Source organism: Acidobacteriaceae bacterium (assembly GCA_035944135.1).
Classification (GTDB): Bacteria; Acidobacteriota; Terriglobia; order Terriglobales; family Acidobacteriaceae; genus Granulicella.
The window spans coordinates 168405-184020 of record DASZBM010000007.1; the positions used below are offsets into that span (position 1 = coordinate 168405).

Here is a 15616-nt window from a genome sequence, read left to right on the forward strand (position 1 = left end):
CGGCAACGCCCCGTTCGATTACTGGCCGTTCGCCAGCTGTTGCGCGGCCTGCTCCAGGGTCTGCGCGGTGGAGGGCTTCCACTCCGTCTTCACGTCGTCTTCCTGCTGTCCTATGTTGTGAAAGAAGAGCGCATGACCGCCAATGTGAACGTGCGTCTCGGTAATCTGCCAGTGGTGCTCGCCGACCATCCTGCGCTCGACGTCGAACGTCCCGCCGCGATCGAGCTTGCCGAGAATGCCCCAGCCGATCCGGACATCATCGCTGAGTTTCCCTCTCAGCGTGACGATGCGGTGCCCCTCCTTGGAGATAACCATCTGACCCTCCATAATGCCCATCACCCGCGACTGCATGTCTGGGGGGTCGAAGCCAGGGTTCGGTCGAAAGTTCAGCGTGTCGGAGTCGCCATTCTCGCTGGCCTTCGTCCACAGGAAAGCTTCCGGCAACATCTTCAGCAGCTCTTCGGCCTGGGCGTCATCGTGCGCGGCGTTTCGGCGGGCCCTGGCCTGGGCCGCCGAATCATGAATGTAATTGTCGATCCGGTGCATTTCAATCCCGGCCGCCTGCGGGCTGAGCGGGCGACCGTTCAGTTCGATCAGCCGGCGCAACGTGCCTTGCGGCGTTTCGATGGTCGTGTACACGCCCTTCTTGTCGGGCATGAAGTCGCTCTCGCGATAGGTCCAGACACTCTTATCGGTCCGGTTCGCTTCCAATTCAGCGATCACGGCCTGGCGAACCTGCTCGACGGCGGCGGGGTCGGAGCCCCTCTGCTGACTGGCCCAAATGCTGTGAGAAGAGAAGCAAAGGAGGGCACACACAACTGCCCAAAAAAGACCCTGGAACTTCAAACGACGCATATACCTCATCCTAAGCGGGTTGGATGCAATTACACCCCAGACTAAGACGTAAACAGTGAGATGGCTGGTTACTCCGGAACGATCTTGACGAAGACGCCGTCGGGCAGTTTCGCGCCGCCCAGCAGGTGCACCACCCCGCCGCGCGTGAAGCCGCGGAGCATCGGCGGTGCGGAGGCCGGGTCTTTCGGATACGGAGTCGCGCGCACCTCGCGCTTCGGCTCCGGAGCTCCTTTTTCCGCAGTTCCTTTGCCCGTTCCGCGGTCCATGGCCGCGTTGGCCAGCCGGTCGGCGTCCTTGTTCTTGTGGCGCAGCGCATGGGTGATCTGGAACTCGTCAAGCTGCGCGATGCGGCTGTGGGCCTCAGTCCAGAGCGGCTTCAGGTCGGGCGAGTTCACCTTGTAGCGCCCCTGGATCTGCTTGACCATCAGCTCCGAATCGGAGACCACGCGGACGCGGCGATGGCCGTGCTCTAGCGCCCAGCCCAGCACGCCCAGCAGACCGGAGTATTCGGCGTAATTGTTCGTCCGGATGCCCAGAAACTCGCTGAGCTCGGCCAGCTTTTCTCCTGTTTCCGTCTGAATAACCGCGCCATAGCCGGCCGGGCCTGGGTTTCCGCGGGCGCCGCCGTCGCAGTGCGCGATCAGCCAGGCCTGGGGGTTCGGGCGGGTTGGAGGAGTGCGCGGTTGGGAGGGCTCGGGGAACAGCGAAGGCATCGCCCAAGTGTATCGCCAGCGCCCGTGGAGGCTTTGTGGGGTGAGTAGACCCCCTCCCCCCTGAAATTGCGCAAACTCTTCAAGACAGAGACTTTAGGCTTGGACTTGTGTCCAAACGGCAACATGGGTGTGGTGAAAAGTGCACAGGGGGTCAGACCGGGAAGATCTGTACCTTCCCGTCCGGGGTTTTGCGGAAGGAGTGGAGGATCTGGCCCTGGGCGTTCACGTGGCGGAAGATGATGCCGTCCTTGGCGAACTCCATATCGCTGAAGCCTATGCTCTTGCCGCCGAAGGGGCCACGTCTCGCGGGCGGGGTGGTCCAGTCGACCAGCTCGGCTCCGCCGCCGCCGGAGATGACGAAGCTGGTCGGGTGGCCGTCGAACTCCAGGTGCTGGAGGTCGTGATCGTGGCCGCTGATCCAGAAGTCGACCTTGTACTGGCGGAGGAGCGCGTCCCAGTCGTGGATCAGGATCTTCTGGTCCTTGTGGATGCCGTTGGTGTAGAGCGGGTGATGCGCGACGCAGGCGACAAACGGTGTCGTGCGGGGCTTGGCGAGCTCCTGCCGGAACCATGCATCCTGGGTGTCGCGGTCCTCCTTGCTCATGTCAAAACTCCACGGCTCGAACATCTCGGCACCGTGCTTCTGGCCCGGGAGGTTGGTGTCGAGGCAGATAAAGGTTACGACCGGGTCTTTCTCGGGGTACTTGAAGGTGTACCAGCGCGAGGGCAGCGTCCACCGAGTGCCCTTAGCGTGAGCGGCGTAGCCGAGCTGCAGGTCGACCTTGCTTGAGACCTTGCGCTCGTAGTCATGATTGCCGAGCACAACGTAGGCCGGCCCGGGGAAGTGAGAGGTGGGGTACATCTGTTCAAACTGGCTCTGCCAGCGCGACGAGATGTAGCCGACTCCCATGTCGCCGTACCAGTTGTCGCCCAGCATGAAGAGCGCGCCGGGGTGGATGTGCCGCTGATCGACCCACTGCTTCATGGCCAGAGCCGTTGCCGTCTGCTGGTCCAGGTACTTGTCGGTGCCCCAGTCGCCGACCATAAACATGTGCTGGCCGTTGGGATCGGGCTGCGGAATCGTGGTGGGCCCAATGACCGCCTGGGCCGCAAAAGCGAGGCGTGGAGAGGCTGCCGCCAGGGCCGAGAAGGCGAAAGTCTGGCGTAGGAATTGGCGGCGGTTCAATTTGTTGTCAAACGGGTTAGACATCAGCCTCGCTGTCCTCACGAATTTTGATACATAGGACGCGCAAGAACGATGTTAAGGCGTATGCGACGTCGGTGCCATGACAAAGGCGTCAGATTGGCGGCTTCGTCCTCGCTCTTTCATCGTCCGGAGGTAACGCAAACGATACGTGGCAAAGCTCTCATCCGGCTCGGGAAAACTATTTCCGTTTATTTTCTATCGCTCACCTTTGTCCCGTGCGCGACGTCTACCGAGATGTAGTAGGAACCTGACTCCGGAGTCAGACTGAGAATGAGCATTAGTGATGTGATCGTCCTTGGCGGCGAACGCCGCCGGGGTGCCACTTCCTTAGGCCTTGGGCTGAGGGAGAGTGGGAACGGCGTAGAATCAGCGGCAAGTATGTCGTCGAACGTTGCCGCCCAATCAAGCACCCGCGCCAGGCTGACAGCGGAGCAGATGGAAGCCCGGCAGCAGCAGCGCGCGGAAGATGATGAACTGATCCGCGCGGCCCAGAAGGGGGACCGCTCGGCCTTCGATGCGCTGGTTCGGCGTTATGACCGCAGCGTTCTGCGGCTGGCGCTGCACATGCTGGGCAACGAGCAGGACGCCCAGGACGTGCACCAGGATGCCTTCATCAAGGCGTATCGGCATCTGTCGAACTTTCGCTTCGAGTGCTCGTTCTACACCTGGCTCTACCGGATTGTGACGAATCTGTGCCTGGACCAGCTTCGCCGCCGCAAGAGCCGCAAAGAGGATCCCTCGACCGTGATGGATGCAGCGGGCGAGGAGATGGACCTGATGGCGAATGTCCAGGACGAGCGCGCGACGGCCAATCCGGCGCGTGAGCTCGAAAGAAAGAATATGAACATCGCGATTAAGAGTGCGTTGGATTCGTTAACGCCGCGCGAGCGCACCGTGTTCGAACTGAAGCATTACCAGGGGCTGAAGCTGCGGACGATCGGAGAGATGCTCTCCACGACCGAAGAGACGGCCAAGAACACACTCTTCCGGGCAACACGCAAGCTGCGGGCCAGGCTCGCCGATGTGCGATAGCTAAGGGAAGAAGAGCAGCAAAGAAGTACGGGCTACACCGCTGGCGGGCGTGGATGGTAAAGAGATCCGCTGCGGGGCACTAATGAAGGGCGTTGGAGAGGCTGGCTGGGGTACGCATCATGAACTGTGACAGTGCACAACAAAACATAGTTCTCGCGCATTATGGCGAGCTGCCGGATGAGCTGCAGCATCCACTCGAGGACCATCTCGAGGATTGCGAAGAGTGCCGGCGCGAGTGGAATGCGATGCTCGCACTTCGCGAGGAGCTGGCGCTCGACCCGGTGATTGAACCCTCACCGAACCTGCTGGCGGCGTCGCGTATGCGTCTGGATGAGGCTCTGGATGCGATGCCTCCGCGGTCCATGGCGCAGCGGTTCTTCGCCAATGCGTTTCGCTGGTTTGGATATGTGCAGGGCGCGCCCGCGCTGACGGTGCTGCTGGTCGGCATTGGCTTCCTGGGCGGCACAGCCATCGCGCGCTACCAGGCCGCGCATGCACCGCAGCTTCCGGCGCGTGTGGCTACATCCAACACCACGCAGGGTCCAATTGCGAATGTGGCGGGAATCGTGCAGACTCCCGATCCCAAGATTGTGACGGTGAAGTACAACCGCCTGGTTCCCGAGACGGTCCAGGGATCGCTGGACGATCCGCAGATCCGTCAGCTTCTGATGCTGGGCACGAAGCTGGCCGCGAATCCGGATGTTCACAAGGATGCCGTTTCGCTTCTGGTGAACCAGTGCCTCGAAGCTTCCGGATGCAGCAATGACGCGAATGGTCCTGACAGTGTGCGTGGCACGCTGCTCGCCAGCCTGCGTTATGACAAGAACGCGCAGGTTCGTTTGAAGGCGCTCCAGGGTTTGCAGCCGTACGTGGCCCAGGATGATACCGTGCGCGATGCGGTGCTCGACACGCTGATGAGAGATCAGAGCTCGGATGTTCGCAGCGCGGCGATCTCGATGCTGGAACCGGTGCAGGCAGACTCGACGGTCCGTCGTGTGCTCCGCTCGGTCTCCACGCAGGATTCAAACGCGGCAGTGAGGAACGCATCCTACCAGGTCCTTCAGGGCTCGGCTGATATCGAGTAAGGTGTAACCGATGCAGCATGCAGCCATTGTCCGGCGGAGACGGCTCTGGAATGGAATACCCGTGCGCCTTGCCGGGGCTTCTGTCCTGATGCTCGCTATGCTGGCGGCGCCCATGGCGCGCGCAGCGACTGGCGGCCGGACTGGAGGCCGGACTGGGGGCCGCACGACGGTCACGCAGCGGCCTCCCGGCTATCTCGGAATCGAATTTCACGATCTGACCAGCGACCAGGCAGCGGCGCTGCATCTGCGCGACAACCGCGGGGTGGAGGTGCTGCTGGTGGACCATGACGGGCCCGCGGCCTCGGCCGGGCTGCAGCCGCATGACCTGATTACCGGGATCAATGGACACATTGTCGCCAGCGGCGAGGCGCTGCGCCGGATGATCCGCGAGACAGGCGCGGGTGTCGAGGTGAAGCTGTCGGTCTTTCGCAACGGCAATCCCATCACGATCCGGACCATGCTGGCGAACCGCGAAATGGTGGAGCGGAAGGCCTGGGAGCGGCTGAACCAGCCTGGGCCTCAGCCACAGGGGATGGTTGGTGAGGAGTTCTCCGGGCCTTACACGGCCGGCGCCGTGCCCGCACCTGCTGCTGCGCCTGTGCCGCACACACAGGGCTTTATCGACAAGATGGTGCATGGCTCGTCCGACGGGCTTGTTGTCGACGCCATGCAGCCGCAGCTCGCCAGCTATTTCGGCGTGCCTGATGGAAAGGGCCTGCTGGTCCAATCGGTCGAGGACGGCAGCGCCGCGGCGGTTGGCGGGCTGCACGCGGGTGATGTGATTGTGCGGGCGGATGGCGAGCCGATGCGCACGGCGTCCGACTGGACGAAACATCTTCACGCAGCGAAGGGCAAGCCGGTCGCCGTGGATGTGATGCGCGACCATCAGCGGATCGCGCTGACGCTCCCGGGCGACGCGAAGAAGCGCTAAGGACTACAGCAGGTTTTTTACAGCACGCGGCTGTGCTTGTAGCCGGCTGCGCTCAGGGCTGCAACGAGCTCTTCGACCTGCTCGCGCCCGCGCGTCTCCATTGTGATGTCGATGACGGTGTCGCCCAGATTCACGCCGTAGTAGGCGCGGTTGTGCAGCGTGTCGACGATGTTGGCGCGGTGCTGAGCGATGATCTGCGTGAGGTCGGCGAGCGCGCCGGGACGGTCGAGCAGATGGATGCGCAGACGAATGAGGCGGCCGTCCTGCACCAGGCCGCGCTCGATGATGCGGCTGAGCAGCGTGACGTCGATGTTGCCGCCGCCGACGATGACTGCGGTACGCGTGAACGCTGGGAGCGAGGTCCGCTTCTGCAGGACTGCGGCAAGCCCCGCGGCGCCTGCGCCTTCGGCGAGCGTCTTCTCGCGCTCGAGCAAGGTCAGAATTGCCGACGCGATTTCGTCCTCGTTGACGGTGACGATGTCGTCGACGTAGCGCTCGACGACGGGAAAGGTGATTTCGCCGGCGCGGCGCACGGCGATGCCGTCGGCGATGGTGGTTGCGGGCTCGAGCGTAACGGGGTGGTGCGCGCGCAGGGCTTCCTTCATCGAAGGCAGCCGCGAAGTCTGCACGCCGATGACGCGAACATCGGGCTTCAACTCTTTCACCGCGCAGGCGATACCGCCGATCAGACCGCCGCCGCCGATCGGCACAACAACAGCCTCGAGATTCTCCACCTGCTCCAGCAATTCAAGCCCGATAGTGCCCTGGCCAGCCATGACCAGCGGATCGTCGAAGGGGTGGATGAAGGTCATGCCTTCGGCCTGGCAGCGGCGGGTGGCCTCTTCGCAGGCCTCGTCGTAGTTGGCGCCGTGCAGCACGACCTCGGCGCCGAAGTTGCGCGTCGCCTGCACCTTTACGAGTGGGGTCGCGAGCGGCATGACAATGACGGAGCGGATGCCGCGCTGGGTCGCATGATGCGCGACGCCCTGCGCGTGATTGCCCGCGCTGGCAGCGATCACGCCGCGCTGCGCCTCCTCGGGCGTCAGGGTGGCAATTTTGCTTAATGCGCCGCGCTCCTTGAAGCTGCCGGTCATCTGCAGGTTTTCGAGCTTGAGGAAAATGCTCTGGCCGGTCTGGCGCGAAAGCATCTCCGACCGCGCGCAAGGCGTGCAGTAGATCGCTCCGTTGAGGCGCTCGCGGGCCGCCTTGATGTCGGCGAGCGTAAGGTTCTGTGCTGCGGTGGTGCTCATTGACTCTATGGTAAGCGAGTCAGCAGGTCAGCGAGTCAGCAAGTCAGTTTTCGTACTCGCTCCTGACTGGCTGACTGGCTGACTGAATCCTCAGCGGCTGAACTGCGTCTCGAGTTTTTCGCGGTGGCGCTCCATGCCGAGCTGGATCAGGCGGTCGATGAGCTTTGGATAGGCCAGCCCGCTCGCCGCCCACAACTTCGGGTACATGCTGATCGAGGTGAAGCCCGGCATGGTGTTGATCTCGTTCAGCACAATCTCCGAGGGCTTGCCTTTCGCGCCAGGGGCCATGAGGAAGTCGACTCGCGCCAGACCGGCGCAGTCGCAGGCCCGGAAGGCCTCGATCGCCATCGCACGGATCTTCTTCTCTTCAGCCTTGGTCAACTTCGCAGGGATGATGCTCACGCTCTCGTCGGGACCGGAGAGCTCGTACTTGGCTTCGTAGTCGTAGAATTCCTTCGCCGGAACGATCTCGCCCACGACGCTGGCCTCCGGCGCATCGTTGCCCAGCACCGCGACCTCGAGCTCGCGCGGCTTCACTCCCGGGCCGCCGACACCCTGCTCGACGACGATCTTGCGGTCGAAGCCTGCGGCCAGGTCCATCGCGGGACCAAGCTCGGCGCGGCCGTGCACCTTGCTGATCCCGACGGAGCTGCCGAGGTTCGCCGGCTTCACGAACAACGGATAGGTCAGCGCCTTCTCGATTGCCCTGGTCGCGCGCTTCGCGTCGGCGCGCCATTCGCTGCGCAGGATGGTCACGTGCGGCGTGATCGGCAGACCAGCGGCCATAAACAGCCGCTTCATCGCGTCCTTATCCATGCCGGCAGACGAGCCCAGCACACCCGAGCCGACGTACGCGACATCCGCCAGCTCGAGCAGGCCCTGGATCGTGCCGTCTTCACCAAAAGTTCCGTGCAGCACGGGGAAGACGATGTCCAGGCCGGTGCGCGCTCCGGGCTCAGCCGCCGCCGCGGCCAGCGTGATGCCTGCATCTCTGTCGGCCTCCCCACGGGCCTGCTCTCCGCTCGCGAGCAAGTGTTCGGCGGCGCTGCCGGTCAGCCAGCGGCCTTGTCTGGTGATGCCAAGCTCCACCACGTCGTACATCTTTCGGTCCATTGCTTTGAGGATGGAGCGCGCCGAGCGCAATGAGACATCGTGCTCACCGCTGCGGCCACCAAACAGAACACCAACGCGTAGTTTCTTGCGAGCCATTGCTTTCAGTTTGGAACACACCGGCCTGTGTATGCGCGCCACACGAAAGGACGAACCTGGGTGTGTACCTTGGTACCTTTTGAAACTTTGTCCTTTCGTGTCACGGTTTATATGAACAAGTTTCGCAACTGACCGGCTTTCGTACACGCTAATCCACAGCCCAACATCAGGGTGGGCTCGTGCATACTGGTACGCTGCCGATACAACTGTTACCACTATTACCTCAACGCGCCGAGCTCCTCGTCGGCGCTCTACCGCACTTCGTGTGCGCTGTTGCGATCAACGGGTTCCGCTGAATGGCATCGACGTTAAAGGCCTACCAAATCCCCTGGGTTAGTACGGGTTCGCCCGCATCGCAACCTGTCGTCGCAAAGAAGCGGCCCGAGTATCTTTTTATCCATACAGTCCGCTTCTGGAGCATGCTGGCGATCGTTTTTCTCCATTGCGCGGCCAAATTCACGAAATACGAGACCGTCTCCACTGCTGAGATGAGTCTTATGGTGACGCCGTTCAAGTTCGGCACCATTGGATTCTTCCTGATTTCCGGCTTTCTGGTCGGAGACCGGTTGCCGGCCTCGGACCGGATCAGCTATCTGCGCCGCCGCGCCAAGCGCCTCATTCCGGCCTGGCTGGTCTGGTTTGGCCTCGATGTTCTGTACAGCACGCACCGGGATCTCGGCGGCGTCCCGGCAACCGGCCTTAGCTCGCGTGTTCTTTTCTCGACGGTGTACGCCTCCGGCGTCCGCTGCCTCACGGAGACGGCGCTCTGGTTTATCCCGAACTTCATGGTGGCTCTCACCTGCATCGTCATGCTGCGCCGTTGGCTCAATGACCTGCGGCTGGGAGCGGTGCTGCTCGCCATCAACCTCTTCTACGGAGTCAATGTCTACACCCGCTGGCTGCCGAGCCGCCACACCGAAGCGCTCTTCGCCTTTGTGTTCTATCTCTGGCTGGGTGCGTGGTGCTCGCTACGCAAGGAGAAGATTCAAAGCTGGGCCGCGGCGCAATCGGCCGGTCGGCTTGTCCTCTATGCGGGTGCGGCGGCAGGCGTCGCGGTGATCGAGACCTTCATCCTGAAGGCGCACAACAGCCCGGACGAATTCAACTCGCTTCGCTTCGGCAACCAGATTTATTCGGTGCTGATCGTCATTCTGCTGCTGCGGATCAAGCGTCGGTCATGGCCGGCCTTCATCAATGTGGCCGAGACAACCTACGGCGTCTACCTGATCCATGGAATGGTCATGAGCCTGTTATTCGCCGCCGCGATGAAGATCGTAATGGTGCACGGCAGTTTGCTGGGGCCTGCAGGCGTTCTGCTGATGTGGATTGTCCTGGCTCCGACCGGGTACTTCCTGGCGCTGCAACTCACGCGGGTATTTGCATCCATCCCGCGCTGGGCGTGGGTGGTCGGCGCCAACTCCGAGCCGGCAAAGCCGCGCCCGGCGGTCGCCGAGGCGGTGGTCGGCCAGCCTACCCAGGCCTGAAATCCACTTCGTGGGAACCCGGCGGGTGTCGCGCGCGTCCAATCGCGAAGAGGTGAAATTTCATCTATGAACTATGTGCGGCTCGGCCAGACCGGCGTGCGCGTCTCTCCGCTTTGTCTCGGCATGATGACCTACGGCTCGAAGAAGTGGCGCGACTGGGTGCTGGAGGAAGACGAAGCGCGCCCGTTCATCCAGCGCGCCGTGGAAGCCGGAATCAACTTCTACGACACAGCAGACATCTATTCGCGCGGTGAGAGCGAGGTGCTCACCGGCAAACTGCTGCGCGAGTTCCAGCCGTGCCGCGAAGAGCTGGTGATCGCGACCAAGGTCTTCAACCCGATGAGCGATGCGCCGAACGACCGCGGCCTCTCGCGCAAGCACATCATGGCGTCGATTGACCGCAGCCTGAAGCGGCTCGGCGTCGATTATGTCGACCTGTACCAGATCCACCGCTTCGACAAAGACACGAACATCGAGGAGACCTGCGAGGCGCTGGACGCGGTCGTGCGCGCAGGCAAGGCGCTCTACATCGGAGCGTCGAGCATGTACGCGTGGCAGTTCCTGAAGATGCTCCAATACCAGCGGCAGAATTCGCTGGCGCAGTTCGTCACGATGCAGAACCACTACAACCTGATCTATCGCGAAGAAGAGCGCGAGATGATTCCGCTCTGCCTGGACCAGGGGATCGGCTGCATTCCATGGAGCCCGTTGGCGCGCGGTTTTCTGACCGGCACCCGTGGGCGCAACGATGGCAAGTCTGAAACTGCGCGTGCGCGCACCGACGACTTCAGCCACAACATGTACTACCGGGACACGGACTTCGACATCGTCGATCGCGTCGTGGAGATCGCGAACGAACGTCACGCCAAGCCGGCGCAGGTGGCGCTCGCGTGGATTCTCAGCAAACCCGCTGTCTCGGCGCCGATCATTGGCGCGAGCAAAACCGAACATCTGGAGGACGCGATCGCGGCGCTGCAGCTGAAGCTGAGCGAGGAGGAGATCAAGCGGCTGGAGGAGCTGTATGAGCCGCATCCGGTCCTCGGCCACAGCTATTAACTAACCATAAGTTGCAGAAACCACGCGTGTACGTGGGGGATTTCTCGCGCGGCTGGTTGCTAAACTTTCAATACTTCGCTTCTTAAGAAACGCTAATCCAACCCGCCGCTCAGGTTAGAAAGCTCTTTTCTTTCGACGCGAGGAGTGCGCCTCCACTTGCTCTGTGTCTTGTGTGAATCTTTTTGACACAAAAGAGTGGAGGCTTCGGGACCCGCGTTTGCCGCTGCGTTGTTTTGCAAGTTGTCTGTGGGGATCTTGCCGACCGTTTCACCGGCTTTGCGTGCCGGCCACGGGGGCGTTGGCAGCTCTCTTTCTAGCCTGCCTCTGTCCCGCTCCAGCCCATTCTCAAGCCCATTCGCAGCCCGCGCAGCAGCGGCGGGTCGAAGACTTTCTTGCTCAGCGCCGAACGGCTGACGGGTCGAATTCCGCACTCGCGCGGGCGCGAGCACAGGCGCAGCATGCCAGTCTGCTGAGCCGCAACGCCGTTCGCGCGCACGCGGGTTCATCCAGTCCGCTCACTGCAGCGTGGCAGCCGCTCGGCCCCAGCTCCGTCTTCACGCAGCGCTTCGGCAATGTCACAGGCCGCGTGACGTCCATCGCCTTCGACCCCAACGATTCCACCCGCAACACCGTTTATCTCGGCACAACCGGCGGCGGCGTGTGGAAGTCGACCAACGCCGCCGGCCCGCTCGCCTCCATCACGTTCGCGCCGCTCACGGATACGCTGCCGGTCTTCAGCATCAGCGCGGGCTCGACGACGATTCCCTCGCTGTCCATCGGCGCGGTCGCGGTCCAGCCGGCTCCGAACCCTGTGGTGCTCGCGGGCACTGGCGACCCGAACGATGCGACCGACTCGCTCTACGGGGAGGGCATCCTGCGCTCCGCCGATGGCGGCCAGACGTGGACCATTGCCACGCTTGCGGCCGAAGGGACGTCGCTAAACCAGACCTTCGCCGGTCTCTCGACCGCAGGCCTCGCCTGGAGCAGCGCGTCGACGAATGTCGTGGTGGCCGCGATGTCTGTCTCGCCGCAGGCGGCGATTGTCGACGCGCAGGGATCAGCCTCCGTTCCCGGCCTCTACTACTCCACGGACGCGGGTGCCAGCTGGAAGATGGCCACGCTCTACGACGGCGCAGTGATCGTGCAGTCGCCACAGCCGGTTGGGAGCGGGCAGGTCGGCAACGCTGCTACGTCGGTCGTGTGGGATGCGGTACGCGGCCTGTTCATCGCCGCAGTGCGCAGCCACGGCTATTACAGCTCGCCTGACGGCAAGACCTGGACGCGGCTCACCAACCAACCCGGCACGGGCCTTACCACGACGAACTGTCCCGTCGGCGCAAACGGCGTAGGCAGCAGCACTTGCCCCATCTTCCGCGGCACGCTCGCCGTGCAGCCGGCCACCGGCGACCTCTACGCCCTGACGGTCGACGTGAACGACAACGATCAGGGACTCTGGCAGGATCTGTGCGCCGCATCCGGTGGAAGCTGCACGAACCCGTCGCCGACGTGGGGCGCGCGTATCGACAACGGCGCACTCGAGGTGGGCTCCGGCAGCACCGCCATTATCCAGGGAGGCTACGACCTCACGCTCGCCGTCGCGCCGAACTCCGCCGGAGGAACGCTCCTGTTCGCCGGCACGGTCGATCTCTACCGCTGCGCGATCGCCTCTGGCGCGACAAGCTGCACGCTTCGCAACACCACGAATGCGCTCAACGGCTGCAACGCCCCCGCTGCGATCGCGCCCGCGCAGCACGCGATCGCTGCTGCCCTCACTGGCGCTGGAACGCAGCTCGTTCTCGTCGGCAACGACGGCGGTCTCTGGCGCTCGACCGACGGCGTCAACCAGACGGGCCCCGCCTGCTCCGTGAGCGACGCACAGCACTTTGACAACCTCAACGCGGCCATCGGCAGCGGCGGCTCCCTGGCCGAGGTTATTTCCTTCGCGCAGGATCCGGCGAACCCAGACATCCTCATCGCCGGCCTCGGCGCGAACGGCACGGCCGCGACCACCTCAGCCTCGACGCTCGCGTCATGGCCTCAGCTCTCTGCCGGTGAAGGTGGCTTCTCAGCCATCGATCCCAACACTCCATCCAACTGGTTCGTCACCATCGGCGCGGGTGTAAATCTTGCAGCCTGCACCTCCGGCCTCAACTGCACAGCCGCTGATCTTCTTTCACCGGCCGCCATCGGCGCGCCGCAGGTGAACAACGACCAATCCCTCCTTGACGCGCCCTCGCTTCTCGACCCGCAGCTAACCACCAACGTTCTCGTCGGCACCTGCCGCGTCTGGCGTGGTCCGGCGGCTTCAGGCGGCACATGGAGCACAGCCAACCAGCTCAGCCGCGGGTTCGACGGAACCACAGGAGCATGCAGCGCGAACTCCGCGATGGTGCGCTCGCTCGCCGCGGGCGGCCCTGTCGCGAACTCGACGAACGCGCAGAGCGCAGGCGCAACTGTGCTGTACGCCGGGATGGCCGGCCAGTTCGATCAGGGCCAGGGCCTCGCCGGACACCTGTTCGTCACCAAGTCCGCGAACACCGACTCCTCTTCGACCGCATGGGCAGACGTTGCGCTGAGTCCCGTCACCAACTCCGACCCCTTCAACTCCGGCGCGTTCGACATCTCCTCCATTGCCGTCGACCCGCACGATGCAACCGGCGCTACCGTGTACGCCACCGTCATGGGCTTCGGCATCGACCCGCATCTCTACCGCTCCACCGACTTCGGCGCGCACTGGACCGCGATCAGCTTCAACCTTCCGCCCGCGCCCGCGAACGCAGTCGTCGTCGACCCGAACGATCCGAACACCGTCTACGTTGCGCTCGACACCGGCGTCTTCGTCACCCAGGCGGTAACAACCTGCGCCTCTGCGAATTGCTGGAGCCCGCTCGGAACCGGACTCCCCAACGCGCCCGTCACCACGCTGGAAGCCGCGCCGAACATGCCGACGGGCGACGGCCGTCTCGGCATGCTGCGCGCCGGAACCTACGGCCGTGGTCTCTGGCAGATCCCGCTTCTCGGCGCGACGACGACGACAGCTCCCGCGATTACGCTCTCCGCGACGACGCTCAATTTCGGCGCGCAGCCGGTCTCCACGCAGAGCAGCCCCCAGACGATCACCGTCACCAGCTCCGGCAACGCGCCGGTCACTTTCTCGGAGGAGGATGTCACTGGCGACTTCGTCGAGCATGACACCTGCATTGGCCAGACGCTCGCCGTCGGCGCCAGCTGCACGTTCAGCATCAGCTTTGCGCCGACGCAGACCGGCTCGCGCACAGGCAATCTCTTAATCGATGCGAACATCCCCGGCGGCCAGGCGACCGTCTCGCTGAACGGAATCGCCACAGCGCCGGCCTCGATCGTACTCACGCCCGCGGCGCTGACCTTCCCCGCGACGATCGTCAATCAAACCGCCGCCGCGCAGATCATCACCGTCGCGAACACCGGAGCGAATCCCGCGACGCTCAATTCGCCGTCCATCACCGGCGATTTCAGCATTGCCGCGAGCACCTGCACCGCCACGCTCGCAGCACAAACTGCCTGCTCCATCTCCATCAGCTTCACGCCCACGGCCAGCGGCACACGCGCCGGTGTCCTCACCATCACGGACAGCGTCGGCACTCAAACCGCGCAGCTCTCCGGCACCGGCAACGCTCCCGCAACAGACACGCTCGCTCCGCTTTCACTCACCTTCGCGCAGCAGGCGATTGGCACCAACAGCGCGGTGCAGCAAGTCACGCTGACCAACTCCGGCGATGTGGCCCTCACGCTCATCACTGCGTCGGTCACCGCGGGCGATTTCACCGCAACGAACTCCTGCGGCGCTTCGCTCAACCCGCACTCCGCGTGTGCGGTCCTAGTCGCGTTTGTGCCAACCGCTGTCGGCACGCGCTCTGCGACCCTTACCATCACCGACCAGTTCCGCTCACAAACCGTCACGCTCACCGGCACCGGTGTCGCGCCTGCCGGAGTCTCTCTCAGTCCCACAGCGCTCGGCTTCCCCGCGACAGGCGTCGGGCTCTCTGCTCCGCCGCAGACGCTCACGCTCACCAACAATGGCGGCCTGCCTTTGCATATTGCGAACATGGTACTGAGCGCCGGGTTCACCCTCGCCTCCAGTAGCTGCGACGCAACGCTCAGCCCTGCGGCGAGCTGTAACCTCATCATCGTCTTCTCGCCAACCACCGCCGGCGCAATCGCCGGCACACTCACGCTCACCGACGACGCACCCAGCGGCACCCAGACGACAAACGTCACGGGTACCGGCGTCGACTTCTCGCTCGCCTCCAACGGAGCGACAAGCGTGACCGTCGTGAGCGGAGCAACGGCCACCTACCCGCTGCTCCTGACCTCACTCAATGGCCTCTCCGGCTCGGTCGCGCTCGCCTGTTCCGGGGCGCCGGCAAACAGCATCTGCACGGTCAACCCAGCGACCGCAAATCTCGGCGGCACGAGCACCCTCTCCGTCACCGTGCAGACCGGACAGACCACCGCCGAACTGCGGCAGCCACGTTCTCCATTCGCTCCGCGCAACAGCGGCCCCGTGCTGGCCTTTTTCGCGCTCCCACTCGCATTCGCTCTGCGGCGTCGCCAGCTGCCGCGACTGCTGCTTGCAGCCATTGCAGTCATCGCACTCACATCGCTGACAGGCTGCGGTTCGGAGCGCCTCATTCCAAATCAGGGTGGTCCCGGCGGTTCTTCGACACCGACCGGCTCGTATAACCTGACCGTGAGCGCGTCCGCCGCAGGCCTCACGCACAGCGTCAATCTCACCCTGACTGTGCAATAAACTCG

At 63.6% G+C, this 15616-nt stretch carries 11 protein-coding genes; 6 read left to right on the forward strand and 5 right to left on the reverse strand.

The features are described 5' to 3' along the window. Positions 1-18 precede the first annotated feature (18 nt). From VGU25_12560 to VGU25_12570, 3 genes are all read right to left on the reverse strand, one after another. Positions 19-855: a hypothetical protein gene (locus VGU25_12560; protein HEV2578034.1), complete on the reverse strand. Its 837-nt coding sequence runs from the start codon at positions 853-855 to the stop codon at positions 19-21. A gap of 68 nt (positions 856-923) precedes the next feature. Then, positions 924-1568 (reverse strand): ribonuclease HI family protein, encoded by a 645-nt coding sequence (locus tag VGU25_12565; GenBank protein ID HEV2578035.1) that lies wholly within the window; start codon positions 1566-1568, stop codon positions 924-926. 151 nt (positions 1569-1719) lie between these two features. Further along, positions 1720-2778 carry a metallophosphoesterase gene (locus VGU25_12570; GenBank protein HEV2578036.1) on the reverse strand — a complete coding sequence of 353 codons (1059 nt, stop codon included), beginning with the start codon at positions 2776-2778 and terminating at the stop codon, positions 1720-1722. 375 nt (positions 2779-3153) lie between these two features. Between VGU25_12570 and VGU25_12575 the strand changes: the two genes are divergently transcribed. The 3 genes from VGU25_12575 to VGU25_12585 all read left to right on the forward strand — a co-directional run bounded on the left by VGU25_12575 (position 3154) and on the right by VGU25_12585 (position 5823). Further along, entirely contained in the window at positions 3154-3807 is a 654-nt protein-coding gene (locus VGU25_12575; GenBank protein ID HEV2578037.1) for a sigma-70 family RNA polymerase sigma factor, read from the forward strand. 119 nt (positions 3808-3926) lie between these two features. Then, positions 3927-4892 (forward strand): HEAT repeat domain-containing protein, encoded by a 966-nt coding sequence (locus tag VGU25_12580; protein HEV2578038.1) that lies wholly within the window; start codon positions 3927-3929, stop codon positions 4890-4892. Positions 4893-4902: 10 nt separating this feature from the next. Next, the gene (locus tag VGU25_12585; GenBank protein ID HEV2578039.1) at positions 4903-5823 is read left to right on the forward strand and encodes a PDZ domain-containing protein; all 921 of its coding nucleotides are present in this window, start codon (positions 4903-4905) and stop codon (positions 5821-5823) included. Between the two features lie 17 nt (positions 5824-5840). Here the strand turns inward: VGU25_12585 and VGU25_12590 are convergent, their stop codons facing one another. Next, entirely contained in the window at positions 5841-7073 is a 1233-nt protein-coding gene (locus VGU25_12590; GenBank protein ID HEV2578040.1) for a threonine ammonia-lyase, read from the reverse strand. Positions 7074-7163: 90 nt separating this feature from the next. After that, complete coding sequence (locus VGU25_12595) at positions 7164-8282, reverse strand: D-alanine--D-alanine ligase family protein (protein HEV2578041.1); 1119 nt, start codon at positions 8280-8282, stop codon at positions 7164-7166. Positions 8283-8578: 296 nt separating this feature from the next. Between VGU25_12595 and VGU25_12600 the strand changes: the two genes are divergently transcribed. From VGU25_12600 to VGU25_12610, 3 genes are all read left to right on the forward strand, one after another. Continuing rightward, on the forward strand, positions 8579-9766 hold the full coding sequence (locus VGU25_12600) for an acyltransferase (GenBank protein HEV2578042.1): 1188 nt from the start codon (positions 8579-8581) through the stop codon (positions 9764-9766). Positions 9767-9832: 66 nt separating this feature from the next. Beyond that, complete coding sequence (locus VGU25_12605) at positions 9833-10822, forward strand: aldo/keto reductase (GenBank protein ID HEV2578043.1); 990 nt, start codon at positions 9833-9835, stop codon at positions 10820-10822. 298 nt (positions 10823-11120) lie between these two features. Next, positions 11121-15611 carry a choice-of-anchor D domain-containing protein gene (locus VGU25_12610; protein HEV2578044.1) on the forward strand — a complete coding sequence of 1497 codons (4491 nt, stop codon included), beginning with the start codon at positions 11121-11123 and terminating at the stop codon, positions 15609-15611. Positions 15612-15616: the final 5 nt, after the last annotated feature.